Here is a 23337-nt window from a genome sequence, read left to right on the forward strand (position 1 = left end):
GTGGACGATGGCTAAACTGAAGATTGACGGTAAAGAGATCGAAGTTCCGGATCACTACACGCTTATCCAGGCGTGCGAGGAAGCCGGCGCCGAAGTCCCGCGCTTCTGCTTCCATGAACGACTGTCGGTGGCAGGCAATTGCCGCATGTGCCTCGTCGAGGTCAAGGGCGGCCCGCCGAAGCCGCAGGCTTCCTGCGCCATGGGCGTGCGCGATATTCGCGGCGGCCCGAACGGCGAGCTTCCCGAAGTCTTCACCAACACGCCGATGGTCAAGAAGGCCCGCGAAGGCGTGATGGAATTCCTGCTGATCAACCATCCGCTGGATTGCCCGATCTGCGACCAGGGTGGCGAATGCGACCTGCAGGACCAGGCTATGGCCTTCGGCATCGACAGCTCGCGCTATCAGGAAGACAAGCGCGCCGTCGAGGACAAGTATATCGGCCCGCTCGTCAAGACCGTCATGAACCGTTGCATTCACTGCACGCGCTGCGTCCGCTTCACGACGGAAGTTGCCGGCATTTCCGAGCTTGGCCTGATAGGCCGTGGCGAAGATGCCGAGATCACCACCTATCTCGAGCAGGCGATGACCTCCGAGCTGCAGGGCAACGTCGTTGACCTTTGCCCGGTCGGCGCGCTGACATCGAAGCCTTTCGCCTTTACCGCCCGCCCGTGGGAGCTGAACAAGACCGAATCGATCGACGTCATGGACGCGCTTGGTTCCGCCATCCGCGTCGATACCCGCGGCCGCGAAGTCATGCGCGTGTTGCCGCGCGTCAACGAGCAGATCAATGAAGAGTGGATCTCCGATAAGACCCGCTTCATCTGGGACGGCCTGAAGACGCAGCGCCTCGACAAGCCTTACGTCCGCCAGGATGGCCGCCTGCAGCCAGCAAGCTGGAGCGATGCCTTCGCTGCTATCAAGTCGGCGGTTTCAGCGACCAGCGGCGAAAAGATCGGCGCCATTGCCGGCGATCTCGCTTCCGTCGAGGAAATGTATGCTCTGTCCGAGCTGCTGAAATCGCTCGGATCGGAAAATCTCGACTGTCGCCAGGACGGGACGGCGCTCGATCCGTCGCTCGGCCGCGCAACCTATATCTTCAGCCCGAGCATCGAAGGCATCGAAGCCGCCGATGCGCTGCTGATGATCGGCGCCAATCCGCGCTTCGAGGCGGCAGTGATGAACTCGCGCATCCGCAAGCGCTGGCGTCGGGGCAAGTTCCCGATCGGCGTGATCGGCGAACATGCCGATCTGCGCTACTCCTACGACTATCTCGGCGCCGGCCCGGAGACGCTGGCCGATATCGTCAGCGGTTCGCACAGCTTCGCCGACGTTCTGAAGAACGCTCAGAAGCCGATGATCATCATCGGCCAGGGCGCGCTGATCCGCGAAGACGGTGCAGCCGTGCTGGCAAACGCGGCCAAGCTTGCCGCGGCCTTTGGTGTCGTCAAGGACGGCTGGAACGGTTTTGCCGTGCTGCACACGGCAGCGTCGCGCGTCGGCGGCCTCGATCTCGGCTTCGTGCCGGGCGCAAAGGGGGTCAATGCTGCTGCGATGCTGTCGTCGATGGACGTGCTCTTCCTGCTTGGTGCCGATGAACTCGATTTCACCCGCAAGGGCGCGAAGTTCACCGTCTACATCGGCTCGCATGGCGACGAGGGCGCTCAGAATGCCGACGTCATCCTTCCGGCTGCGACCTACACCGAAAAGTCGGGTACCTGGGTCAACACCGAAGGCCGCGTCCAGATGGGCAACCGGGCCGGTTTCGCCCCGGGCGACGCTCGTGAGGACTGGGCCGTCATCCGCGCTCTTTCCGATGTGCTCGGCAAGAAGCTTCCCTTTGATTCGCTGAGGGAATTGCGCGCCAAGCTCTATGCAGCCTTCCCGCATTTCGCTGGCGTCGACGAGATTGCCGAAACCGATAGCGCCCAAATTGTCGCACTCGGGAAAAAAGCCGCTGCGATGGGCAAATCGGCGTTTGCTTCGCCGATCAAAGACTTCTATTTGACGAACCCGATAGCACGCGCCTCGGCTGTCATGGCTGAGTGCTCGGCATTGGCCCGCAACAACTTCCAGGCTGCGGCAGAGTAAGGGCAGAGGACTATGGATTCATTCGTTTCGACCTATCTCTGGCCGGCGCTGATCATGATCGGCCAGTCTCTGCTGCTCCTGGTCTGCCTGCTGATCTTCATTGCCTATATCCTTCTTGCCGACCGCAAGATCTGGGCGGCGGTTCAGTTGCGTCGCGGCCCGAACGTCGTCGGTCCCTTCGGCCTGTTTCAATCTTTCGCCGATCTTTTGAAGTTCATGGTCAAGGAGCCGATCATTCCGGCGGGCGCCAACAAGACCGTGTTCCTGCTGGCACCTCTGGTTTCGGTGGTATTGGCGCTGTCCACCTGGGCTGTCGTACCGGTGGCTCAGAATTGGGTGGTCGCCGACATCAACGTCGGCATCCTCTACATTCTGGCGATCTCGTCGCTTGAAGTGTACGGCATCATCATGGGCGGCTGGGCTTCGAACTCGAAGTATCCGTTCCTCGGCGCGCTGCGCTCGGCGGCGCAGATGGTGTCCTACGAAGTCTCGATCGGCCTCGTCATCGTCACCGTGCTGCTTTGCGTCGGTTCGCTGAACCTCACGGATATCGTGCTGTCGCAGCAGACCGGCCTCGGCACCAAGCTCGGCCTGCCGGCGTCGTTCCTCGATTGGCACTGGCTGTCGCTGTTCCCGATGTTCATCGTGTTCTTCATCTCGGCGCTGGCGGAAACCAACCGTCCGCCCTTCGACCTTCCGGAAGCGGAATCGGAACTGGTTGCCGGCTTCATGGTCGAATACGGCTCCTCTCCGTACATGATGTTCATGCTCGGCGAATATGCCGCCGTCGTTCTCATGTGTTCGCTGACGACTATTCTCTTCCTCGGCGGCTGGCTGCCTCCGGTGGATATCTGGATCCTCAACTGGGTTCCGGGCATCATTTGGTTCCTGCTGAAGTCGTGCCTCGTCTTCTTCATGTTCGCTATGGTGAAGGCTTTCGTGCCGCGCTACCGCTACGACCAGCTCATGCGCCTCGGCTGGAAGGTGTTCCTGCCGCTGTCGCTCGCCATGGTCGTTATCGTTGCATTCGTGCTGAAGGTGACGGGATGGGCATGATCATGTCGATCCTCGCTTCAAGCAGATTTGGAGGTTGAAGATGGCCGGAATTTCCAACGCCGTCAGCTCGCTGTTCCTCAAGGAATTTGTCGGCGCATTCTTTTTGTCGATGCGTTACTTCTTCAAGCAGAAGGCGACGATCAATTATCCGTTCGAAAAGGGGCCGGTCAGCCCGCGCTTCCGTGGCGAGCATGCGCTGCGCCGCTATCCGAACGGTGAAGAGCGCTGCATCGCCTGCAAGCTCTGCGAAGCCATCTGTCCTGCCCAGGCCATCACGATCGAGGCCGGGCCGCGCCGCAACGACGGCACCCGCCGCACGGTGCGTTATGACATCGACATGGTGAAGTGCATCTATTGCGGCTTTTGCCAGGAAGCATGCCCGGTCGACGCCATCGTCGAAGGGCCGAACTTCGAATTCGCTACCGAGACCCGCGAAGAGCTCTACTTCGACAAGGCGCGGCTTTTGGAAAACGGCGACCGCTGGGAACGCGAAATCGCGCACAATATCGCGATGGATTCGCCCTACCGCTAAGCGGTGTTTTGAATATGCCGCGACGGCCGGCCAGGTTGTCGCCGTCGCGGTTGAATATAGACCGGGGCTTTGCCGGACGAATGTCAGGCTAAGCTCCATCGGGCAGGGATACTCCCGGCTGCCCGGGGGAAGACGAAAAAGGCACCAACATGGGTCTGCAGGCTCTTTTTTTCTACATCTTCGCCTTTGTCGCGGTGGCGTCGGCGTTCATGGTTATCTCGGCGCGGAATCCGGTCCATTCGGTCCTGTTCCTCATCCTGGTTTTCTTCAACGCGGCCGGCCTCTTTCTGTTGTTGGGGGCTGAATTCCTGGCGATGATCCTGCTGGTCGTCTATGTCGGCGCCGTGGCGGTTCTCTTCCTCTTCGTCGTGATGATGCTCGATATCGATTTCTCCGAGCTCAGGGCCGGCATTCTGGAATATGCACCGATCGGCGCATTGATCGGCGTCATCCTTGCCGCCGAGCTCATCGTCGTTGTCGGCGGCAGCGTGATCTCGCCTCAGATCGCCAAGACGGTCGCCATGCCGATCCCGGCCGTGACCGAGCGGACGAACACGGCCGCCCTCGGCGACGTGCTCTACACCAACTACGTTTACTTCTTCGAGATCGCCGGCCTTGTGCTTCTGGTCGCGATGATCGGTGCGATCGTGTTGACGCTGAAGCATCGCACGCACATCAAGCGCCAGAATATTTCCCAACAGGTCGCCCGCACGCCCGCGACCGCCGTCGAGGTGGTCAAGGTCAAGCCGGGGCAGGGCGTCTGAGGCGGGGCACGAGGATCAAAGGAACAAGAACATGGTCATTGGACTTTCCCACTACCTGACGGTCAGCGCCATCCTCTTCGTGCTCGGCGTCTTCGGTATTTTTCTCAACCGTAAGAATGTCATCATCATCTTGATGTCCGTCGAACTCATATTGCTCGCGGTCAACATCAACATGGTCGCCTTCTCGTCGTTCCTCAACGACATCGTCGGCCAGGTCTTCGCTCTGTTCATTTTGACTGTCGCGGCCGCCGAGGCTGCCATCGGTCTTGCAATTCTCGTCGTCTTCTACCGTAACCGCGGCTCCATCGCCGTTGAAGACGTCAACATGATGAAGGGCTGATACAGCTATGTTTTTATATAAGGCTATCGTCTTTCTTCCTTTGATCGGCGCGATCATCGCCGGCCTTTTCGGCCGCGCCATCGGCGCCAAGGCTTCGGAATATATCACCACCGGCCTGATGATTATCGCCGCGATCCTGTCGTGGGTCGTCTTCTTCACGGTGGCGCTCGGCCATACAGACGGCCCGATCAAGGTTGAAGTGTTGCGCTGGATCCAGTCCGGCGGCATCGACGCGTCCTGGTCGCTGCGCATCGATACGCTGACATCGGTGATGCTGATCGTCGTGAACACGGTTTCGACCCTCGTTCACGTTTATTCGATCGGATACATGCATCACGATCCGCATCGTCCGCGCTTCTTCGCCTATCTCTCGCTCTTCACCTTCGCCATGCTGATGCTGGTGACGTCGGACAACCTTGCCCAGATGTTCTTCGGCTGGGAAGGCGTCGGTCTGGCTTCCTATCTGCTGATCGGCTTCTGGTTCAAGAAGCCGTCCGCATCGGCAGCTGCGATTAAGGCCTTCGTCGTCAACCGTGTCGGCGACTTCGGTTTCGTGCTCGGTATTGCCGGCGTCTTCGCCCTCTTCGGCTCGATCAATTTCGACGTCATCTTCGGCAATGCGCAGAGCTTCGCCGCGGGGCAGGGTGGCCAGCCAGGCGACATCGTGCTCAACCTCTTCGGCATGCAGCTTGATCGTGCGCATGCGCTGACCGGTGTCTGCCTGCTGCTCTTCATGGGCGCGATGGGCAAGTCGGCGCAGTTCCTGCTGCACACCTGGCTGCCGGACGCCATGGAAGGCCCGACCCCGGTCTCCGCGCTCATCCATGCCGCAACCATGGTTACCGCCGGTGTCTTCCTCGTCGCCCGCATGTCGCCGATCTTCGAACTCTCGCCCGATGCGCTGACCTTCGTCACCATCATCGGCGCGATCACGGCCTTCTTCGCGGCAACGGTCGGCCTCGTGCAGAACGACATCAAGCGCGTCATCGCCTATTCGACCTGTTCGCAGCTCGGCTACATGTTCGTCGCGCTCGGCGTCGGCGCTTACGGCGCTGCCATCTTCCATCTGTTCACGCATGCCTTCTTCAAGGCTCTGCTCTTCCTCTGCGCCGGTTCGGTCATCCATGCCGTCGACGGCGAGCAGGACATGCGTCACATGGGCGGCCTTCGCTCGCACATCAAGAAGACCTACTGGATGATGATCATCGGCACGCTGGCGATCACCGGCGTCGGTATTCCGTTCTCGCCGATCGGCTTTGCCGGCTTCTTCTCCAAGGATGCGATTATCGCGGCGTCGTACACGTCGCACAATCCGGCTTCCGGCTTTGCCTTCACGCTGCTGGTCATTGCCGCGCTGTTTACCAGCTTCTATTCCTGGCGCCTGATCTTCATGACCTTCTATGGCAAGCCCCGCGCCTCGCACGAGGTCATGCATCATGTGCATGAATCGCCGAATGTGATGCTGATCCCGCTCTATCTGCTGGCGATCGGCGCCGTCTTCGCCGGCTGGTATTTCCATGACTACTTCGTCGGTCTTGACTACGAGGAATTCTGGAAGCATGCGCTGTTCACGCTGCCTGACAACAAGATCCTCGAAGAGGCGGAGCATGCTCCGCATTGGGTCGAACTCAGCCCGTTCATCGCAATGGTGCTCGGTTTCGTGACCGCCTGGTACATGTACATCAGGTCGCCGGAGACGCCGCGCAAGCTCGCGCAGCAACAGCGCGTGCTCTACGAGTTCCTGTTGAACAAGTGGTACTTCGACGAGCTCTATGACTTCCTCTTCGTTCGCACCGCCAAGGCGCTCGGCCGCTTCCTCTGGAAGAAGGGCGACATCGGGGTCATCGACACCATCGGCCCGAACGGCGTCGCCGCCCGCGTCGTCGATGTCACCAACCGCGTCGTGCGCCTGCAGACCGGCTATCTCTATCACTATGCCTTCGCGATGCTGCTCGGTATTGCAGCCCTCGTTACCTGGATGATGCTCGGGAGTTCCCTCTGATGACCGATTGGCCTATTCTTTCAACGGTCACGTTCCTGCCGCTGGTGGGTGTCCTTCTCCTGCTGTTCACGCGGGAAGATGGACCCAACGGCCGCCGCAACATCCTGAACATCTCTCTGGCGACGACGGTCTTCACCTTTATCGTGTCGCTGTTCGTCTGGATCTGGTTCGACAATGCCAATCCGGGCTTCCAGATGATCGAGAAGCATGATTGGCTGACCAGCGGCATCAGCTATCACATGGGTGTCGACGGCATCTCGATGCTGTTCGTCATCCTGTCGACCTTCCTGATGCCCTTCTGCGTGCTGGCAAGCTGGCTCTCTGTGGAGAAGCGACTGAAAGACTACATGATCGCCTTCCTCGTCCTCGAGACGATGATGGTCGGCGTTTTCGTGTCGCTGGATATCGTGCTGTTCTACGTCTTCTTCGAAGCCGGCCTTATCCCGATGTTCCTGATCATCGGCGTCTGGGGCGGCAAGGATCGCGTCTACGCCAGCTACAAGTTCTTCCTCTACACGCTGCTCGGCTCGGTGCTGATGCTGCTCGCCATCATGGCGATGTACTGGCAGGCCGGTACGACTGACATCCCGTCGCTGCTCGCCTACAAGTTCCCGCCGCAGCTGCAGACGTGGCTATGGCTTGCCTTCTTCGCCTCCTTCGCGGTGAAGATGCCGATGTGGCCGGTCCATACGTGGTTGCCCGACGCACACGTTCAGGCGCCGACGGCGGGCTCGGTTATCCTGGCCGGTATCCTTCTGAAGCTCGGCGGCTATGGTCTCATCCGCTTCTCGCTCGGCATGTTCCCGAACGCGTCGGAATTTTTTGCGCCGCTCGTCTTCGCCCTGTCGGTCATCGCCATCATCTACACCTCGCTGGTGGCGCTGATGCAGGAAGACATCAAGAAGCTGATCGCCTATTCCTCGGTTGCCCACATGGGCTATGTGACCATGGGCATCTTCGCGGCCAACCAGCAGGGCGTCCAGGGCGCGATCTTCCAGATGCTGTCGCACGGCATCGTCTCCGGCGCTCTCTTCCTCTGCGTCGGCGTGATCTACGACCGCACCCATACCCGCGAAATCGCGGCTTATGGCGGCCTGGTCAACAACATGCCGAAATATGCCGTGGCGATGATGGTCTTCACCATGGCCAATGTCGGTCTGCCCGGCACCTCCGGCTTCATCGGTGAATTCCTCACCCTGATCGGTGTCTTCCGCGTCAACACCTGGGTTGCCTTGTTCGCCGCCACCGGTGTGATCCTGTCGGCCGCCTATGCGCTCTGGCTTTACCGTCGCGTCATTTTCGGCGTGCTGGATAAGGAGAACCTGAAGAAGCTGCTGGATCTGTCGCCGCGTGAACAGCTGATCCTTTATCCGCTGATCGCGCTGACGATCCTCTTCGGCGTCTATCCGGCTCCGATCTTCGACGCCACGGCCGCTTCGGTGGATCTGCTGGTAAACAACTATACCGCTGCCCTGCACGCTGCGCAGAACGTTGCGCTGTCGATGAATTGATGACGGGACCTATTCGACATGACTGCTGACACAATTCTTGCAAGCCTGCATCTTTCCATTCCGGAGCTCATCCTCGCGGTCGGTGCGCTTGCGTTGCTCATGATCGGCGTCTTCTCAGGCGAGCGGTCCGGACCCATGGTCACCGGTCTTGCCATCGCGGTGCTCGCGGTGGCCGGTCTCTGGATCATCTTCGTTCCGGGCGAGGGCCTGGCTTATGGCGGCGCCTATCTCGCCGATGGCTTCTCCCGCTTCATGAAGATCGTCGCGCTGGTCGGCTCGATCGTCACCATGTTCATGAGCATGGGGCAGGCGCGCGAGCAGCAGCTCGATCGCTTCGAGTTCCCAGTGCTCCTGCTGCTGGCGACCCTCGGCATCCTGCTGATGATCTCGGCGCATGACCTGATCTCGCTTTATCTGTCGCTGGAACTGCAGTCGCTGGCGCTCTACGTCGTTGCCGCCATCAACCGCGACAATCTCAAGTCGACGGAAGCCGGCCTGAAGTACTTCGTCCTTGGCGCTCTCTCTTCCGGCATGCTGCTCTACGGCATGTCGCTGGTCTACGGCTTCACCGGCCACACAACCTTCGATGCCATTGCTACCGCGCTCAGCGCCGAGACCCGCTCGCTCGGCCTCGTCTTCGGTCTGGTTTTCGTCCTTGCCGGCCTGGCCTTCAAGATCTCCGCCGTGCCGTTCCATATGTGGACGCCGGATGTTTACGAAGGCGCGCCGACGCCGGTCACCGCCTTCTTCGCTGCTGCGCCGAAGGTCGCGGCCATGGCGATCCTGACCCGCATCGTCATTACCGCCTTCCATCCGGTGCTTGCCGACTGGCAGCAGATCATCGTCTTCATCTCGATCGCCTCGATGGTGCTCGGCTCCTTCGCCGCGATCGGTCAGCGCAACTTCAAGCGACTGATGGCCTATTCCTCGATCGGTCACATGGGCTATGCGCTGGTCGGCCTTGCCGCCGGCACCAAGACCGGCGTATCCGGCGTCATGCTTTACATGGTCATCTACATGGTCATGACCCTGGGTACCTTTGCCATCATCATGGCGATGCGCCGCAAGGACGGCCGTCAGGTTGAGAATGTCGATGATCTCGCCGGCCTTTCGACCACCAACCCCTTCATGGCCGTCGTGCTGACAGCACTGATGTTCTCGCTGGCCGGCATTCCGCCGCTGGCAGGCTTCTTCGGAAAGTACTTCGTTTTCGTCGCAGCGATCCAGGCGCATCTCTATGCGCTTGCCGTCATCGGCGTTCTTTCTTCGGTCGTCGGCGCTTACTACTATCTGCGCGTCATCAAGGTCATGTGGTTTGACGAAGCCAAGGACGAATTCACCCGCACGGCTGGTTCGCTGCGCCTGGTCTTCGGCCTCTCGGGCTTGTTCGTGGTCGGCTACGTCCTCTTCGGCGGCGCTATCGGCGGCGCTGCCGATCTGGCTGCCGCGACGCTGTTTTGATGGCGTCTGACATGAATAGCCGGAAGTCGCTTGCCGACTTCCGGCATGATGCCCTTTCAGAGACAAGTTCCACCAACAGCGAGTGCCTGGAACGGGCACGTGCGGGCGATCGCGGAAACCTTTGGGTCACCGCCGAACGTCAGACCGGTGGACGTGGTCGCCGCGGCCGTCCCTGGGTATCCGAGCGCGGTAATCTCTATGCATCTCTCCTGTTGATCGATCCTGCTCCGATGGACCGTCTCGGCTCCCTGCCGCTCGCGGTCGCGATTGCTGTGCATCAGGCGGTGCGCAGCGTGCTGCCGCTGGCCGCCGAACCGGTCGAGATCAAGTGGCCGAACGATATCCTGATCGGCCGCAAGAAGACCTGCGGCATCCTGCTCGAGGGCGAAGCCTTGCCCGATGGGCGCTATGCGCTTGTCATCGGTATCGGCATCAACGTCGCCGTCATGCCCGACAATCCGATGTATCCGGTCACCTGCCTGCGGCAGCAGGGCTCGATGGTCTCGCCTGATGAATTGTTTGCCCATCTCTATGCGGCGATGGCCGAAGCCCTTGATGTTTGGAACAGCGGCAAGGGCATTCGGGAGGTCACCGCGCGCTGGCGCGAAGCGGCCTGTGGCGTCGGTGAAAAGATCACGGTGAACTTGCCGGACAAGTCGATTTTAGGCCATTTCGTCGGAATCGATGATAATGGCTTGTTGATGCTCGAGACCGAAGACGGCAGGACTATGCCGATCGCGGCGGGCGATGTTTTCTTTAGGTAATGGTTGGGAACGAAATGGCGAAACAAGACGAACTGGTGTTTCTGCCACTCGGCGGCGTCGGCGAGATCGGTATGAATCTCGCTCTGTATGGCTATGGAACGCCGGAGCATCGCCAGTGGATCATGGTCGATTGCGGCGTTACGTTTCCGGGACCGGATCTGCCGGGCGTGGATCTGGTGTTGCCGGACATCCGCTTTCTCGCCAAGGAGCGCAAGAACCTCAAGGGCATCATCATTACCCACGCGCATGAGGATCACTACGGCGCGCTGAGCGATCTCTGGCCGGGTCTCAACGTCCCCGTCTACGCTTCGGGCTTTACCGCCGGCCTTCTGGAAGCCAAGCGCGACTATGAAAAGACGATGGGTCAGATCCCGATCACCCCGTTCAAGGCTGGTGACCGTATTAATGTCGGCCCCTTCAGCATCGAGGGCGTCGCCGTCAATCACTCCATTCCCGAGCCGATGTCGCTGATGATCCGCACGCCGCTCGGCAACGTCATTCATACCGGCGATTGGAAGATCGACCACGAGCCTTCGCTCGGGCCGCTCACCGACGAGACCCGCTTCCGGCAGTTGGGTGACGAAGGCGTCCTGGCGCTGATGTGCGATTCCACCAATGCCCTGCGCGATGGCGTCTCGCCCTCGGAAAAGGACGTTTCCGAAAGCCTGCGCAAGATCATCGAGAATGCCGAAGGCCGGGTAGCGATCACCACCTTCTCCTCGAATGTCGGCCGCATCCGCACTGTTGCCGAGGCTGCCGAGGCCGCGGGTCGCGAAGTGCTGTTGTTGGGAAGTTCGCTGAAGCGTGTCGTCGACGTCGCCCGCGATGTCGGTCTCATGGACGGCATCAAGCCGTTCATTGCCGAGGATGAGTATGGCTATATCCCGCGCGACAAGGTCGTAGTCATCCTGACCGGCAGTCAGGGTGAGCCGCGCGCCGCTCTTGCCAAGCTGGCAAGGGACGAAATGCGCCACGTCGCGCTGGCATCAGGTGATATCGTCGTCTTTTCCTCGCGTGCCATCCCCGGCAACGAGAAGGCCATCCAGGACATCAAGAACGGCCTGATCGAACAGGGTGTGCATGTCGTGACGGATGCCGAAGCGCTCGTGCACGTGTCCGGCCATCCCCGGCGCAATGAGCTGCAGAAGATGTATGAGTGGACGCGGCCGAAGGTCGTTGTGCCTGTGCATGGCGAGCCGACGCATCTGAGCGCGCATAAAGAACTGGCCGAACAGTCCGGTATCGCCACCGTGCCGAAGGTTCGCAATGGCGACATATTGCGCCTCGCGCCGGGACCGGTCGAGGTGATCGGCGAGGCGCCGCATGGACGTATCTTCAAGGACGGCATACTGATTGGCGATTTCGACGAGATGGGCATCGGCGAACGCAAGAAGCTGTCCTATGTCGGCCATGTCGCCGTCAATCTCGTGCTCGATGCCCGTTACGACATCGCCGGCGATCCGGATATCGTGTCCATCGGCCTGCCGGCCTATGACGACGAAGGCGAGGAGATGGAGGACACGCTCTTCGATGCCCTCGTCAGCGCCATCGAGAGCATTCCGCGCGCCCGCCGCAAGGATCTGGCCATGCTGCAGGAGGCTGCTCGTCGCGCCGTGCGCTCCGCCGCCAATCACGGATGGGGAAAGAAGCCTTTTGTGACGGTGTTCGTCACGCGCACTGCCGGCTGAGGCCCGTGATCCGATCGGGGAGGAGAGATCCGTGCTGGGACGCATCAATCACATCGCGCTCGCCGTTCCGGACATAGCCGCCGCTTCGGCGACCTATCGCGAAACACTCGGCGCTAAGGTGTCTGCGCCGCAGACATTGCCGGAACATGGCGTCACGGTCGTCTTCGTCGAGCTGCCAAACAGCAAGGTCGAACTGCTCGAGCCGCTGGGCGAGGCCTCGCCGGTCGCCGCTTTCCTCGCGAAGAACCCCGACGGCGGCATGCATCATATCTGTTACGAAGTTGCAGATATCCTTGCGGCACGCGACCAGCTGGTCGCCGCAGGCGCTCGCGTGCTTGGAGATGGCGAGCCGAAGATCGGCGCGCATGGCAAGCAGGTGCTCTTCCTGCATCCGAAGGATTTCTTCGGCACGCTGATCGAGCTCGAGCAAGTGTGACATTAAAGCGCTGGACGACGCTTTGAAACGCGACAGCTTTGCCCCTATAAGCAACTTGGAAGAGGAAGAGGCGAGCAGGCTCGTCTTAAGGGAGCGGAATGGTCCAGCAGATTATAGCGAGTCTCGCGGTGTATTTCGTCATCTGGTGGATCACGCTTTTTGCGGTCCTTCCATTCGGTTTGCGCACCCAGGCCGAGGACAAGCATGTGGTCTTCGGCACTGTCGAAAGCGCACCGACGAAATTCCGTGCCTGGAGAGTGGTGTTCTTCACGACGCTGGTATCGGCTCTCATCTATGGTTCCTGGTATGTCGCCTCGCACTATTTCGGACTGAGCGTCGACTCCATTCCGCGGTTCGTTCCGAACTACGACAAATAACCTATCGGAAATTGTGGTTGGAATCGCCTGGACACCAATCGCCTCGCGATCGCTTTCAATTTGTCACGCGCCTGTCATCTTTGTGAAGCAAAGAATCTATGGACGATGGCCGCAATGGGTTTGTTAAGGAGCCTTTTGATGCGTCTGTCGAGCCAGTTGGCAGACAGCTAGCCAAGGCGAAAAGCAAAAAAAAACAAGGCCATAAGCCTTGTTTTAAAGTATCGCGTGATCCTTATCCGTTACCGGGGCAGCGAGCGAGCGCGCCTAAGATCTGATCCTCCCAAGACTTGACCGCGAAACGGCAAGAATTTAACCTTCCTGCCTCTTTTGTGAGCTAAAATTAGCTCAAAGATTGAGCTTTGTCATCTATTTTTTTGCTTTTTTGCTACAGTCGCGCAGAATTTTTCTGTTGATGAAATTTCGTCTTAAATCCTTACAAACGTGCGATTTTTCGAAATCGCGGAAATATATCACATCGCCCGCATTCGTGGGCATTTCTCGCATTCCCTACGCGTCGAATGCGGGTTTCCTTCCTGCGCCGAAGCAGTTATGAACTGCCTCCAGTACACAATTTGCTAACGATTCCGCCAGAGGCGAATCGTCAAACCTCTGGAACAAGCGTCATGCGTCTGTCTCGTTACTTCATGCCCATTCTGAAGGAAAATCCTAAAGAGGCTGAAATTGTTTCCCATCGGCTCATGCTGCGCACCGGCATGATCCGCCAGCAGTCACAGGGTATCTATTCCTGGCTGCCGCTGGGCAAGCGCGTGCTCGACAAGGTCAACAAGATCATCCGCGAGGAGCAGAATCGTTCCGGCGCCATCGAGCTTTTGATGCCCACGCTGCAGACGGCCGAGCTCTGGCAGGAGAGCGGCCGCTACGACGCCTACGGCAAGGAAATGCTGCGCATCAAGGACCGGCAGGACCGGCCCATGCTTTACGGCCCGACCAACGAGGAGATGATCACCGACATCTTCCGGTCCTACGTCAAGTCCTACAAGGACCTGCCGCTCAATCTCTATCATATACAGCTGAAATTCCGTGACGAGATCCGTCCGCGTTTCGGCACCATGCGCTCGCGTGAGTTCATGATGAAAGATGCCTATTCCTTCGATCTGACGCAGGAAGGCGCCGTGATTGCCTACAACAAGATGTTCACGGCATATCTGCGCACCTTCGACCGCCTTGGTCTTCGGGCAATCCCCATGCGCGCCGACACCGGCCCCATCGGCGGCGAGCTCAGCCACGAATTCATCATCCTCGCAGATACCGGCGAATCCGAAGTTTTCTGCCACAAGGATTTCGTCAATTTCGATATCCCCGGCGAAGACACGAATTTTGATGACGCTGCTGGCCTGAAAGGCATCTTCGACAAGTGGACTTCGGTCTATGCTGCCACCTCGGAAATGCATGATGAAGCCGCCTTCAACGCCATCCCCGAAGGCGAGCGCCTCTCGGCGCGCGGCATCGAGGTCGGCCACATCTTCTACTTCGGCACGAAATATTCCGAACCGATGGGTGCGAAAGTTCAGGGTCCCGACGGCAAGGAACACCCTGTACACATGGGATCTTACGGTATCGGCCCGACACGCCTTGTTCCCGCCATCATCGAAGCATCGCATGACGAGAACGGAATCATCTGGCCTGCTTCGGTTGCGCCTTTTGACGACGTGGTGATCAACATGAAGTCCGGCGACCAAGCCTGTGACGATGCTTGCGAAACGGTCTACGCCGCCCTGTCGAAGGCCGGCAAGGATGTCCTGCTTGACGATCGCGACGATCGTGCCGGAACGAAGTTCGCGACGGCGGATCTGATCGGCGTGCCCGTGCAGATCATCGTCGGGCCGCGTTCGATCGCGGGCGGCGAGGTGGAAGTGAAGGACCGTAAGACCGGTGCTCGCGAGACGATGACAGTCGAAGCGGCAATCAAGCGGCTGGCCGGCTGATAGACAAAAGACAGGATGGAAGGCGAATGGCGGTGAACGTGGCAGTGGAACAGCAGGGAAATTCGCCCAAGGCCAGCCCGTCATCCCGTCCGTTTTCCGGATTCGAGAGACTTGTCGCGTGGCGCTATCTTCGCTCCAGGCGCAAGGAAGCATCGATTTCGGTCATTGCCGGCTTCTCGCTGGTCGGCATCATGCTGGGCGTCGCCGCGCTGATCATCGTCATGGCGGTCATGAACGGCTTCCGCGCCGAACTCTTCAAGCAGATTCTTGGCTTCAACGGCCATGTCGTCGTGCAGCCGATCGATTCGCCGTTGAACGACTATGCTGAGCTGGCTAAGAAGTTTGCCGCTGTTCCCGGTGTCACCATGGCCTTGCCGCTGGTGGAAGGTGAAACGCTTGCGTCCGGGCGGGGCGGCTCCGGCACCGGCGCGCTGGTGCGCGGCATCCGCGCCGAGGATATGACCAAGCTCAAAACCGTTTCCGATCATATCGTCTCCGGCGACATAGTCGGCTTTGCCTCGGGGCAGGGCGTGCTGGTGGGTACACGCCTTGCGCGGCAGCTGGGCCTGACGGTCGGCGACCAGATCACGCTGACGGCGCCCGATGGCGATGTGACGCCCTTCGGCGTCAATCCGCGCGTCAAGGCTTATACGATCTCCGGCCTCTTCGAGGTCGGCATGTCCGAATATGATTCCTCCGTCGTCTTCATGCCGCTGGAGGAATCACAGCTCTTTTTCAACGCCGAAGGCATCGTCGAGAAGATAGAACTCTTCGTCAGCAATCCGGATGATGTCGATGAGCTGAGGCCGAAGATCGAGGCTGCCGCGGGTCGGCAAGTGTTCCTGACCGACTGGCGGCAGGTCAACGAGACTTTCTTCTCGGCACTGCAGGTCGAGCGCAACACCATGTTCATGATCCTGACGCTGATCGTCCTCGTGGCTGCGCTAAATATCATTTCCGGTCTGATCATGCTGGTGAAGGACAAGGGCAGCGATATCGCCATCCTGCGCACCATGGGCGCGACGTCCGGGGCGATCATGCGCATCTTCTTCATGACAGGTGCGGCCATCGGCGTGGTGGGCACATTCGCCGGCGTTCTGCTCGGTGTCCTGGTCTGCCTGAATATCGAATCCATCCGGCAGTTCTTCTCCTGGATTTCGGGCACGGTGATCTTCAATCCGGAGGTCTACTTCCTCAGCAAGCTGCCGGCCCAGATGAATATGAGCGAGACCGTCTCCGTCGTCGTGATGGCACTGACGCTGTCTTTCCTTGCCACGATCTTTCCGGCCTGGCGTGCCTCGCGGCTCGATCCGGTGCAGGCGCTGCGCTACGAATAAGGAATTCGCATTTGATGAAAGGCAACGTCGTTCTCCAGCTTTCGGGCGTGGAGCGTCATTACGGGCAAGGCGATACCCAGCTATCGATCCTGAAGGGAGCCGATTTCGCCCTGCGCAGCGGCGAGATCGTCGCGCTGGTTGCGCCCTCCGGTACCGGCAAATCGACGCTCCTGCATGTGGCCGGCCTGCTCGAGCATCCCGATAGCGGCGAAGTGCTGATCAACGGTCAGGCATGCGAAGGCCTGTCCGACGACAAGCGCACGGCTGTCCGTCGCAGCGAAATCGGCTTCGTCTATCAGTTCCACCATCTGCTGCCGGAATTTTCGGCGCTTGAAAATATCATGATGCCGCAACTGATCTCAGGTCTCTCCCGCAAGGAGGCGAGTGAGCGCGCCGCCCAGCTTCTCGATTACATGCGCATCGGCCACCGCGGCGATCATCGCCCGGCCGAATTGTCCGGCGGCGAACAGCAACGCGTCGCCATTGCGCGCGCCGTCGCCAATGCGCCTCTGGTGCTGCTGGCCGATGAACCGACAGGCAATCTCGATCCCGCAACGGCGCATTATGTCTTCGATGCCCTTGAAGCGCTGGTGCGGCAGTCGGGTCTGGCGGCATTGATCGCCACGCATAATCACGAACTCGCAGTCCGCATGGACCGCCGCGTCACATTGAGCGAAGGCAAGGTGGTCGAGGTCTGATCGCCCGTTACGGAACGATCAGCCCGCCGCGATAATCCAGCTCGTAGGCCTTGCGCTCCTTCACCATGATGACCTCGTGACCGATAAAATGGTCGCAGCCGCCGGTGCTGCGATCGACGTAATGGCCGAAGGCGTGTTCGAATTCGAAGCCGCCGAGAAAGCGTTTTTCATCGAGATAAAGCCGTAGCAGCGCTGATTTGATGACCATGCCGGCGCTTCGCCCGTCGATCAGGTCCGGCTCGACGATGCGGCCGAAGTAGTTCATCGCCCAGACCGGCTCGTCGTCATGCCAGACCAGCTCCTGCCCGGCGAAATCCGTGCCACCGAAATAGCTGTCGAGATAGCGCCAGCGGCCATTGGCATAGCCGATGTCATGCGAGCCGCTTCGGCAGGACGGCAGTCTCTCGCCATCTCCGACATAGGTCTCGGCCTTGGCGATGACAATGAAATCGTTCAGCTCGGCAAGATCCAGCATGGCCCTCTCCAATGATGGTGAGTGACCACAATGCCATGGAATGTGCAGCGCGTAAAGAACATATAGTGAACAAACGCTGTGTTGCTATTGTCCGTCTCCGCAGATTTTCTGGCCGAAGTCGTCCTGCCAGTCCTCGATTTTGACTGTTCTGGCGTCTGCCTTGATATCCTTGCCGTTCTTTGTCGCCTTGCCGGTCAGGACATTGTAGTCGCAGTTGTAGCCGGAATCGGGTTCAAGCGTATCGCGGGACACATAGGTATAGCCGGCAACGACGAAGCTGTTGTTGCGGTAGGCGAGTGTCAGCGTCTGCTCCCAGCGGTCGCGTCCGACGCTGTCATTTTGCGACGTGACAGTGATGGATCCGTTCGGCAGTGCCGCGATCGACGGTTCCTGGCCGACCATGCCGTCAGGCCCCACGCTGCCCCATATCTTGTTCGGCGCGCTGACTGCCAGATTCAGCAGCGCATGTTCGCCACCGCGCAGATAGATGTAGATGCCGATCGGATTATCGGCCTGATCGTCGGGAGCCGATGCGACCAGCAGGGCGAGATCCGGCTTGCCGTCCTTGTTCCAGTCGCCGATCGCCGCGTCGATGATACGGTCGGGCGCAATGGCGTCCCCGGCATGCGCCGTGGTCGCGACCGAAAGCAGGGTGAAGGCGGCATAAGTCAGTGATTTCATGATGATCTCCCCTTTGTTCCTGCATAGCCTCGGGTTGATCGAGCGTCCATCGGCAAGACGAAATATCGGACGATGAAATTTATTGATGCATCTATTGACTCCCGAACAAAAATAGAACAAAAAAGAAACATAACGAGTAAGGAGCGCGTAAATGACCGATATCATTCGAGACGTTGCAGCATTCACCTCCATCGTGATGTTCGTCGCCAGCTTTTCCCTCATCATGATGGCGATGTGAATTTTATTCCCATACGAGCACGTTGCCCCCGAGTTTGATGGGAGCAACTCATGGACTTTGTCGTCCGCAATGCCGAGAATGGTGGTGATTCATTCAGGCATGCGGAAGGGTATGAGATGGCGGATAAGGGTGGCAGCGGTGCAGCGATTGCGCCAGTTGGCGAGGCGCCGGAATTCGTGCATCTCCGGGTTCATTCCGCCTATTCCCTGCTTGAGGGCGCGCTGCCGCTCAAGAAGATACTGGCCAAGGCCACCGGCGACAATCAGCCGGCTATTGCCATCACCGATACCAACAATCTCTTCGTCGCCCTGGAGTTCTCCCAGAAGGCGATGGAGGAGGGGCTACAGCCGATCATCGGCTGCCAGGTATCGATCGACATGGAGGATGGCGGCGAAGGCGAAAAGCGCGGGCCGCAACAGGCCCTTGCCAAGCTGCCCTCCATCGTCCTGCTCGCCGCCACGGAGCGGGGCTATGAGCGTCTTGTCGATCTGATCAGCCGTGCCTACCTCGGCGGCGAGGGCAATCATGCCGTTCACATCACCGCCTCGTGGCTGGAGGAGATCGGCACCGAGGGCATGATCGCGCTTACCGGCTCGCTCGGCGGGCCGGTCGATATAGCGCTGAAAGAGGGGCATGCGCCACAGGCGCTATCCCGGCTGCTGACGCTGAAGCGGCTGTTCGGCGACAGGCTGTATGTCGAACTGCAGCGCCACGGCACCTATGATCGCCGTCACGAACAAAAGATGCTCGCACTCGCCTATGAGCATGCGCTTCCGCTGGTTGCCACCAACGAGGCTTTTTTCCCCACCCGCGACGATTACGATGCCCACGACGCCCTTATGGCGGTCGCTCACAATGCCATCGTCTCGGACGATACGCGTTTCCGCCTGACGCCTGATCACTATCTGAAGAGCCGTGCCGATATGGCGAAGCTGTTCTCCAATCTGCCAGAGGCGCTGGAGAATACCGTCGAGATTGCTCGGCGCTGCTCCTTCGTTCTGCAAACGCGCAAGCCGATCCTGCCACGCTTCACCGGCGCCGCCGATGATGAGGAAGAGGCTGATCGCGCCGAATCGGCGGAGTTGCGCGCTCAGGCGGTCGAGGGTCTTGATCAGCGTCTCGCTTCGCTCGGCATGGCGCCGGGCTATGTGGAAAAGGACTATCGGGAGCGGCTGGAATTCGAGCTCGGCGTTATCGAGGGTATGAAATTCCCCGGCTACTTCCTGATCGTTGCCGACTTCATCAAATGGGCCAAGCGGCATGATATTCCCGTCGGGCCGGGCCGTGGTTCGGGCGCAGGCTCGCTGGTCGCCTATGCGCTGACGATCACCGACGTCGATCCACTGCGCTTCTCGCTGCTGTTCGAGCGCTTCCTCAATCCATCACGCGTCTCGATGCCGGACTTCGATATCGACTTCTGCCAGGATCGGCGCGAAGAGGTGATCCGCTACGTGCAGGCCAAGTATGGCCGCGAGCAGGTGGCGCAGATCATCACCTTCGGTTCGCTGCAGGCGCGCGCCGCCCTTCGCGACGTCGGCCGCGTGCTGGAGATGCCCTACGGCCAGGTCGACAAGATCTGCAAACTGGTGCCGAACAATCCTGCCAATCCGACACCGCTCAGCAAGGCGATCGAGGAAGAGCCGCGCCTGCAGGAGGAGGCTGACAAGGAACCGGTCGTCGCCCGCCTGCTCGATATCGCCCAGAAGATCGAAGGACTTTACCGTCACGCCTCGACACATGCCGCCGGCATCGTCATCGGCGACCGGCCGCTCTCCAAGCTAGTGCCGATGTATCGCGATCCGCGCTCCGACATGCCGGTCACCCAGTTCAATATGAAATGGGTCGAGCAGGCCGGCCTGGTGAAGTTCGACTTCCTCGGCTTGAAGACGCTGACGGTCCTGAAGACAGCCGTCGATTTCGTCGCCAAGCGCGGCATCGCGATCGATCTTGCCAGCATCCCACTCGAGGATAAGCCGACCTACGATATGCTCTCGCGTGGCGAAACGGTCGGCGTGTTCCAGGTGGAAAGTGCGGGCATGCGCAAGGCTCTCATCGGCATGCGCCCGGACTGCATCGAGGACATTATCGCGCTGGTGGCGCTCTATCGCCCCGGCCCGATGGAGAATATCCCGGTCTACAATGCCCGCAAGCACGGTGAGGAAGAGATCGAATCGATCCATCCGAAGATCGACTACCTTCTGAAGGAGACGCAGGGCGTCATCGTCTACCAGGAACAGGTGATGCAGGTCGCCCAGGTGCTGTCGGGCTATTCGCTCGGCGAGGCCGATCTTCTGCGCCGCGCCATGGGTAAGAAGATCAAGGCGGAGATGGACCAGCAGCGTGAGCGTTTCGTCGATGGCGCCGTCAAGAACGAGGTGTCGAAGGGGCAGGCGGACGTCATCTTCGATCTCTTGGCCAAGTTCGCCAATTACGGCTTCAACAAGTCCCACGCCGCCGCCTACGCCATCGTCTCCTATCAGACCGCCTATATGAAGGCGCATTATCCGGTGGAGTTCCTGGCGGCGTCGATGACGCTGGATATGGCCAACACTGACAAGGTCAACGACTTTCGTCAGGATGCCAAGCGCCTGGGCATCGAGGTCATCGCGCCCTCGGTCCAGACCTCCTTCCGCCATTTCGAGACCGGCGAAAACCGCATCTATTATGCACTGGCCGCCATCAAGGGCGTCGGCGAATCCGCCGTGCAGCACATTGTCGAGGTGCGCGGCGATCAGCCATTTGCCAGCATCGAGGATTTCTGCCTGCGCATCGATCCGAAGCAGATCAACCGTCGCGTTTTGGAAAGCCTGATTTCCGCCGGCGCCTTCGATTGTTTCGAGCTCGACCGCGCGCAGCTGATCGGCGGGATCGATCGGATCATGGGTTATGCGCAAGTGGCGCAGGAAAACAAGCGCAGCGGTCAGCACGACATGTTCGGAAGCGCTGCGTCCGGGCCTGAGAAGATCGCATTGCCGCCTTATACGCCGTGGCTTGCCTCGGAGCGCCTGCTGCGCGAATTTCAGGTGCTCGGCTTCTATCTGACCGCCCATCCGCTCGATACCTACAAGAGCGTGCTCGACAAGATGCGCGTGCAGAACTTCGCCGATTTTTCCGCTGCGGTGAAGCAGGGGGCGAGTAACGGTCGCCTCGCCGGCACGGTGATCTCGAAGCAGGAACGCAAGACGCGCACCGGCAATAAAATGGGCATCTTCGTCTTCTCGGATGCGTCAGGCCAGTTCGAAGCCGTGCTCTTCTCGGAAACGCTCAATCAATATCGCGACGTGCTTGAAGTCGGCAAATCCTTCGTCATCACCGCCCAGGCGGACGAGCGCCCGGAAGGCATCAGCCTGCGTCTGCAGACGGCGCAGTCGCTGGAAGAAAAGTCGCTGCAGATGCAGAAGGCGCTACGCGTCTATGTCCGCGATTCCGGGCCGCTGAAAGCGGTTGCGGCCCATCTCAACACCAAGGGCGATGGCCTCGTCTCCTTCATCGTCATCAAGGAGGAAGGCATGCGCGAGGTCGAGGTGGCGCTGCCGGAAAAATACCGCATCACGCCGGAAATCGCCGCCGCATTGAGAACGGCGCCCGGCGTCATCGATGTCGAACTGGTCTAGCCTCTTTTACCGAGCGCGCCGCCATTGGTGATGGTGATGAAATCGGTCTCGTTGCCGGTTTCCGGGCCGACGCCGGTATCGGAAATCGTCAGCGACGAACCCGGTGTCAGCAGGTCCTCGATGCGGTGGCGCACCTCGTCGGGAATGCTGATACGGCCAAGCGCCTGTCCGGCGGCATCGAGCGATTGTGCCTGCGCCTCGCTGGTGATGCCGAGCCGCTTCTTCGCCTCCCTGGTAAGATCGTCGTCAAGGGTCATGCCAAACCAGTCGGCCTTGCCGCTGATGCGGTCGATCGTATTGGCGGTGAAGAAATGCACGCCAAGCGCCTCTTGCGGCTCGGCGATGATGGCGGGCGCCTCAAAGAGCGGCTTGAAGCTCTGGCGAATCATGATCGCGCCGTTCGGCGGCTCGCCCTTGCCGGCTGCGGCATAGACAGCCTTCATGAGTGCCGGACTGACAAGTCCGCCCGTCGTCTTGATGTCATGTGCCTTTCTGAAGTCTTCGATCGCCTGCACGGTCGCCGGCCCGAGCATGCCGTCCGGCGTACCGGCCGCAAAGCCCATGCCGTTCAACAGGCCCTGAAGATCGCGAACATTCTCGCGCAATCCGCGCCGGGTGATCAGGATACTGAGTGGCGACTGATCGACGGGCGGAGCGAGACTTGCTTGCGCCGCCGGGATCTGGATCGAGGCGACGTCGTTCGTGGCGACCTGCAGCGGCTGTGCCTGCGGCAGGAAGCTTGCCGTCATGGGACGCAATTCGATGCCTGAGAACAGAGCCGGAGGCGGAGCAGCTTGCGGCTGGAACAGCATGCTACTTTCGAAAGGCTGCGGCACCAGCGGCCGGTCGGCGATGACGACATGCACCCCGCGCTCGGTCATCTGGTAGAGCATCTTGGCAAAGGCCTTGGGCATGCGCACGCAGCCGTGAGAGGCCGGATAGTTCGGAACCGAGTTGGATTCGTGCAGCGCAATGCCTGACCAGGTCAGCCTTTGCATGTAGGGCATGGGCGCGGCCGAATAGAGATTGGACTCGTGATAGACCTTCTTCTCCAGGATGGAGAAGATACCGCTCGGTGTCGTATGGCCAGGCTTGCCGGTCGAAACCTTCGATGTCGCCACGACCTGGTCACCGTCATAGACGGCAAGCGATTGCCTGTCCTTCGACACGACGATCTGCAGGGTGCGCGCATCCGACGCGGCAAAGGAAGGATGGGAAAGGGCAGAGGCTGAGAGCAGCCCAAGCCCAAGCAACAAAAACGGCTTCATAGACACACAAACCAAAAACGCAATACTCGTATCGGCTAAGGTTAGACGTCTAAGTTTAAG

General features: G+C 59.9%; 19 protein-coding genes. 16 read left to right on the forward strand and 3 right to left on the reverse strand.

The features are described from left to right. Positions 1-7: 7 nt before the first annotated feature. The 15 genes from nuoG to FHT29_RS21475 all read left to right on the forward strand — a co-directional run bounded on the left by nuoG (position 8) and on the right by FHT29_RS21475 (position 17001). Positions 8-2089 (forward strand): NADH-quinone oxidoreductase subunit NuoG, encoded by a 2082-nt coding sequence (gene nuoG / locus FHT29_RS21405; protein ID WP_047553128.1) that lies wholly within the window; start codon positions 8-10, stop codon positions 2087-2089. Positions 2090-2101: 12 nt separating this feature from the next. Beyond that, the gene (gene nuoH / locus FHT29_RS21410) at positions 2102-3145 is read left to right on the forward strand and encodes an NADH-quinone oxidoreductase subunit NuoH (RefSeq protein WP_047553131.1); all 1044 of its coding nucleotides are present in this window, start codon (positions 2102-2104) and stop codon (positions 3143-3145) included. 40 nt (positions 3146-3185) lie between these two features. Then, the gene (gene nuoI, locus FHT29_RS21415; RefSeq protein ID WP_034486982.1) at positions 3186-3677 is read left to right on the forward strand and encodes an NADH-quinone oxidoreductase subunit NuoI; all 492 of its coding nucleotides are present in this window, start codon (positions 3186-3188) and stop codon (positions 3675-3677) included. A gap of 149 nt (positions 3678-3826) precedes the next feature. After that, positions 3827-4441: an NADH-quinone oxidoreductase subunit J gene (locus FHT29_RS21420; protein ID WP_037194252.1), complete on the forward strand. Its 615-nt coding sequence runs from the start codon at positions 3827-3829 to the stop codon at positions 4439-4441. Between the two features lie 31 nt (positions 4442-4472). Then, entirely contained in the window at positions 4473-4781 is a 309-nt protein-coding gene (gene nuoK / locus FHT29_RS21425; protein ID WP_034507513.1) for an NADH-quinone oxidoreductase subunit NuoK, read from the forward strand. Positions 4782-4788: 7 nt separating this feature from the next. Further along, positions 4789-6783 (forward strand): NADH-quinone oxidoreductase subunit L, encoded by a 1995-nt coding sequence (gene nuoL / locus FHT29_RS21430; RefSeq protein WP_037194254.1) that lies wholly within the window; start codon positions 4789-4791, stop codon positions 6781-6783. After that, positions 6783-8294, forward strand: coding sequence for an NADH-quinone oxidoreductase subunit M (locus tag FHT29_RS21435; RefSeq protein WP_037194256.1), 1512 nt, complete (start codon positions 6783-6785; stop codon positions 8292-8294). Before nuoL ends, FHT29_RS21435 begins: the two co-directional genes overlap by 1 nt. Positions 8295-8312: 18 nt before the next feature. Beyond that, positions 8313-9755, forward strand: coding sequence for an NADH-quinone oxidoreductase subunit NuoN (nuoN, locus tag FHT29_RS21440; protein WP_037194258.1), 1443 nt, complete (start codon positions 8313-8315; stop codon positions 9753-9755). Continuing rightward, on the forward strand, positions 9755-10519 hold the full coding sequence (locus tag FHT29_RS21445; RefSeq protein WP_047553135.1) for a biotin--[acetyl-CoA-carboxylase] ligase: 765 nt from the start codon (positions 9755-9757) through the stop codon (positions 10517-10519). The genes nuoN and FHT29_RS21445 overlap by 1 nt, the downstream gene beginning before the upstream one ends. A gap of 14 nt (positions 10520-10533) precedes the next feature. Beyond that, on the forward strand, positions 10534-12207 hold the full coding sequence (locus FHT29_RS21450; protein ID WP_037194262.1) for a ribonuclease J: 1674 nt from the start codon (positions 10534-10536) through the stop codon (positions 12205-12207). 31 nt (positions 12208-12238) lie between these two features. Beyond that, on the forward strand, positions 12239-12643 hold the full coding sequence (mce, locus tag FHT29_RS21455; protein WP_037194264.1) for a methylmalonyl-CoA epimerase: 405 nt from the start codon (positions 12239-12241) through the stop codon (positions 12641-12643). Between the two features lie 98 nt (positions 12644-12741). Then, complete coding sequence (locus FHT29_RS21460; RefSeq protein ID WP_037194266.1) at positions 12742-13020, forward strand: DUF1467 family protein; 279 nt, start codon at positions 12742-12744, stop codon at positions 13018-13020. Positions 13021-13643: 623 nt separating this feature from the next. Continuing rightward, positions 13644-14966 carry a proline--tRNA ligase gene (proS, locus tag FHT29_RS21465; protein WP_047553138.1) on the forward strand — a complete coding sequence of 441 codons (1323 nt, stop codon included), beginning with the start codon at positions 13644-13646 and terminating at the stop codon, positions 14964-14966. Between the two features lie 26 nt (positions 14967-14992). Next, positions 14993-16303 carry a lipoprotein-releasing ABC transporter permease subunit gene (locus FHT29_RS21470; RefSeq protein ID WP_037194270.1) on the forward strand — a complete coding sequence of 437 codons (1311 nt, stop codon included), beginning with the start codon at positions 14993-14995 and terminating at the stop codon, positions 16301-16303. A gap of 14 nt (positions 16304-16317) precedes the next feature. Next, on the forward strand, positions 16318-17001 hold the full coding sequence (locus FHT29_RS21475) for an ABC transporter ATP-binding protein (protein ID WP_037194272.1): 684 nt from the start codon (positions 16318-16320) through the stop codon (positions 16999-17001). Between the two features lie 7 nt (positions 17002-17008). On the opposite strand, the gene FHT29_RS21480 is transcribed toward FHT29_RS21475, so the two are convergent. Both FHT29_RS21480 and FHT29_RS21485 read right to left on the reverse strand, forming a co-directional pair. Continuing rightward, a complete protein-coding gene (locus tag FHT29_RS21480) occupies positions 17009-17476 on the reverse strand; it encodes a DUF5680 domain-containing protein (RefSeq protein WP_047553140.1) in 468 nt (155 codons plus the stop codon). 84 nt (positions 17477-17560) lie between these two features. Then, positions 17561-18157 (reverse strand): hypothetical protein, encoded by a 597-nt coding sequence (locus tag FHT29_RS21485; protein ID WP_047553389.1) that lies wholly within the window; start codon positions 18155-18157, stop codon positions 17561-17563. Between the two features lie 354 nt (positions 18158-18511). Here FHT29_RS21485 and dnaE point away from each other — a divergent pair, with 354 nt between their 5' ends. Continuing rightward, entirely contained in the window at positions 18512-22009 is a 3498-nt protein-coding gene (gene dnaE / locus FHT29_RS21490; protein WP_047553392.1) for a DNA polymerase III subunit alpha, read from the forward strand. Here dnaE and FHT29_RS21495 read toward each other — a convergent pair. Continuing rightward, a complete protein-coding gene (locus tag FHT29_RS21495; protein WP_037194277.1) occupies positions 22006-23277 on the reverse strand; it encodes a L,D-transpeptidase family protein in 1272 nt (423 codons plus the stop codon). The genes dnaE and FHT29_RS21495 overlap by 4 nt on opposite strands. Positions 23278-23337 lie beyond the last annotated feature (60 nt).

Source organism: Rhizobium sp. SG741 (assembly GCF_012275435.1).
GTDB classification, from domain to species: domain Bacteria; phylum Pseudomonadota; class Alphaproteobacteria; order Rhizobiales; family Rhizobiaceae; genus Rhizobium; species Rhizobium lusitanum.

Bases quoted from the DNA above. Each gene is read 5' to 3' on its own strand.
- nuoG (WP_047553128.1), top strand. From the start codon at position 8: ATGGCTAAACTGAAGATTGACGGTAAAGAGATCGAAGTTCCGGATCAC.
- nuoH (WP_047553131.1), top strand. From the start codon at position 2,102: ATGGATTCATTCGTTTCGACCTATCTCTGGCCGGCGCTGATCATGATC.
- nuoI (WP_034486982.1), top strand. From the start codon at position 3,186: ATGGCCGGAATTTCCAACGCCGTCAGCTCGCTGTTCCTCAAGGAATTT.
- FHT29_RS21420 (WP_037194252.1), top strand. From the start codon at position 3,827: ATGGGTCTGCAGGCTCTTTTTTTCTACATCTTCGCCTTTGTCGCGGTG.
- nuoK (WP_034507513.1), top strand. From the start codon at position 4,473: ATGGTCATTGGACTTTCCCACTACCTGACGGTCAGCGCCATCCTCTTC.
- nuoL (WP_037194254.1), top strand. From the start codon at position 4,789: ATGTTTTTATATAAGGCTATCGTCTTTCTTCCTTTGATCGGCGCGATC.
- FHT29_RS21435 (WP_037194256.1), top strand. From the start codon at position 6,783: ATGACCGATTGGCCTATTCTTTCAACGGTCACGTTCCTGCCGCTGGTG.
- nuoN (WP_037194258.1), top strand. From the start codon at position 8,313: ATGACTGCTGACACAATTCTTGCAAGCCTGCATCTTTCCATTCCGGAG.
- FHT29_RS21445 (WP_047553135.1), top strand. From the start codon at position 9,755: ATGGCGTCTGACATGAATAGCCGGAAGTCGCTTGCCGACTTCCGGCAT.
- FHT29_RS21450 (WP_037194262.1), top strand. From the start codon at position 10,534: ATGGCGAAACAAGACGAACTGGTGTTTCTGCCACTCGGCGGCGTCGGC.
- FHT29_RS21460 (WP_037194266.1), top strand. From the start codon at position 12,742: ATGGTCCAGCAGATTATAGCGAGTCTCGCGGTGTATTTCGTCATCTGG.
- proS (WP_047553138.1), top strand. From the start codon at position 13,644: ATGCGTCTGTCTCGTTACTTCATGCCCATTCTGAAGGAAAATCCTAAA.
- FHT29_RS21470 (WP_037194270.1), top strand. From the start codon at position 14,993: ATGGCGGTGAACGTGGCAGTGGAACAGCAGGGAAATTCGCCCAAGGCC.
- FHT29_RS21475 (WP_037194272.1), top strand. From the start codon at position 16,318: ATGAAAGGCAACGTCGTTCTCCAGCTTTCGGGCGTGGAGCGTCATTAC.
- FHT29_RS21480 (WP_047553140.1), bottom strand. From the start codon at position 17,476: ATGCTGGATCTTGCCGAGCTGAACGATTTCATTGTCATCGCCAAGGCC.
- FHT29_RS21485 (WP_047553389.1), bottom strand. From the start codon at position 18,157: ATGAAATCACTGACTTATGCCGCCTTCACCCTGCTTTCGGTCGCGACC.
- dnaE (WP_047553392.1), top strand. From the start codon at position 18,512: ATGGCGGATAAGGGTGGCAGCGGTGCAGCGATTGCGCCAGTTGGCGAG.
- FHT29_RS21495 (WP_037194277.1), bottom strand. From the start codon at position 23,277: ATGAAGCCGTTTTTGTTGCTTGGGCTTGGGCTGCTCTCAGCCTCTGCC.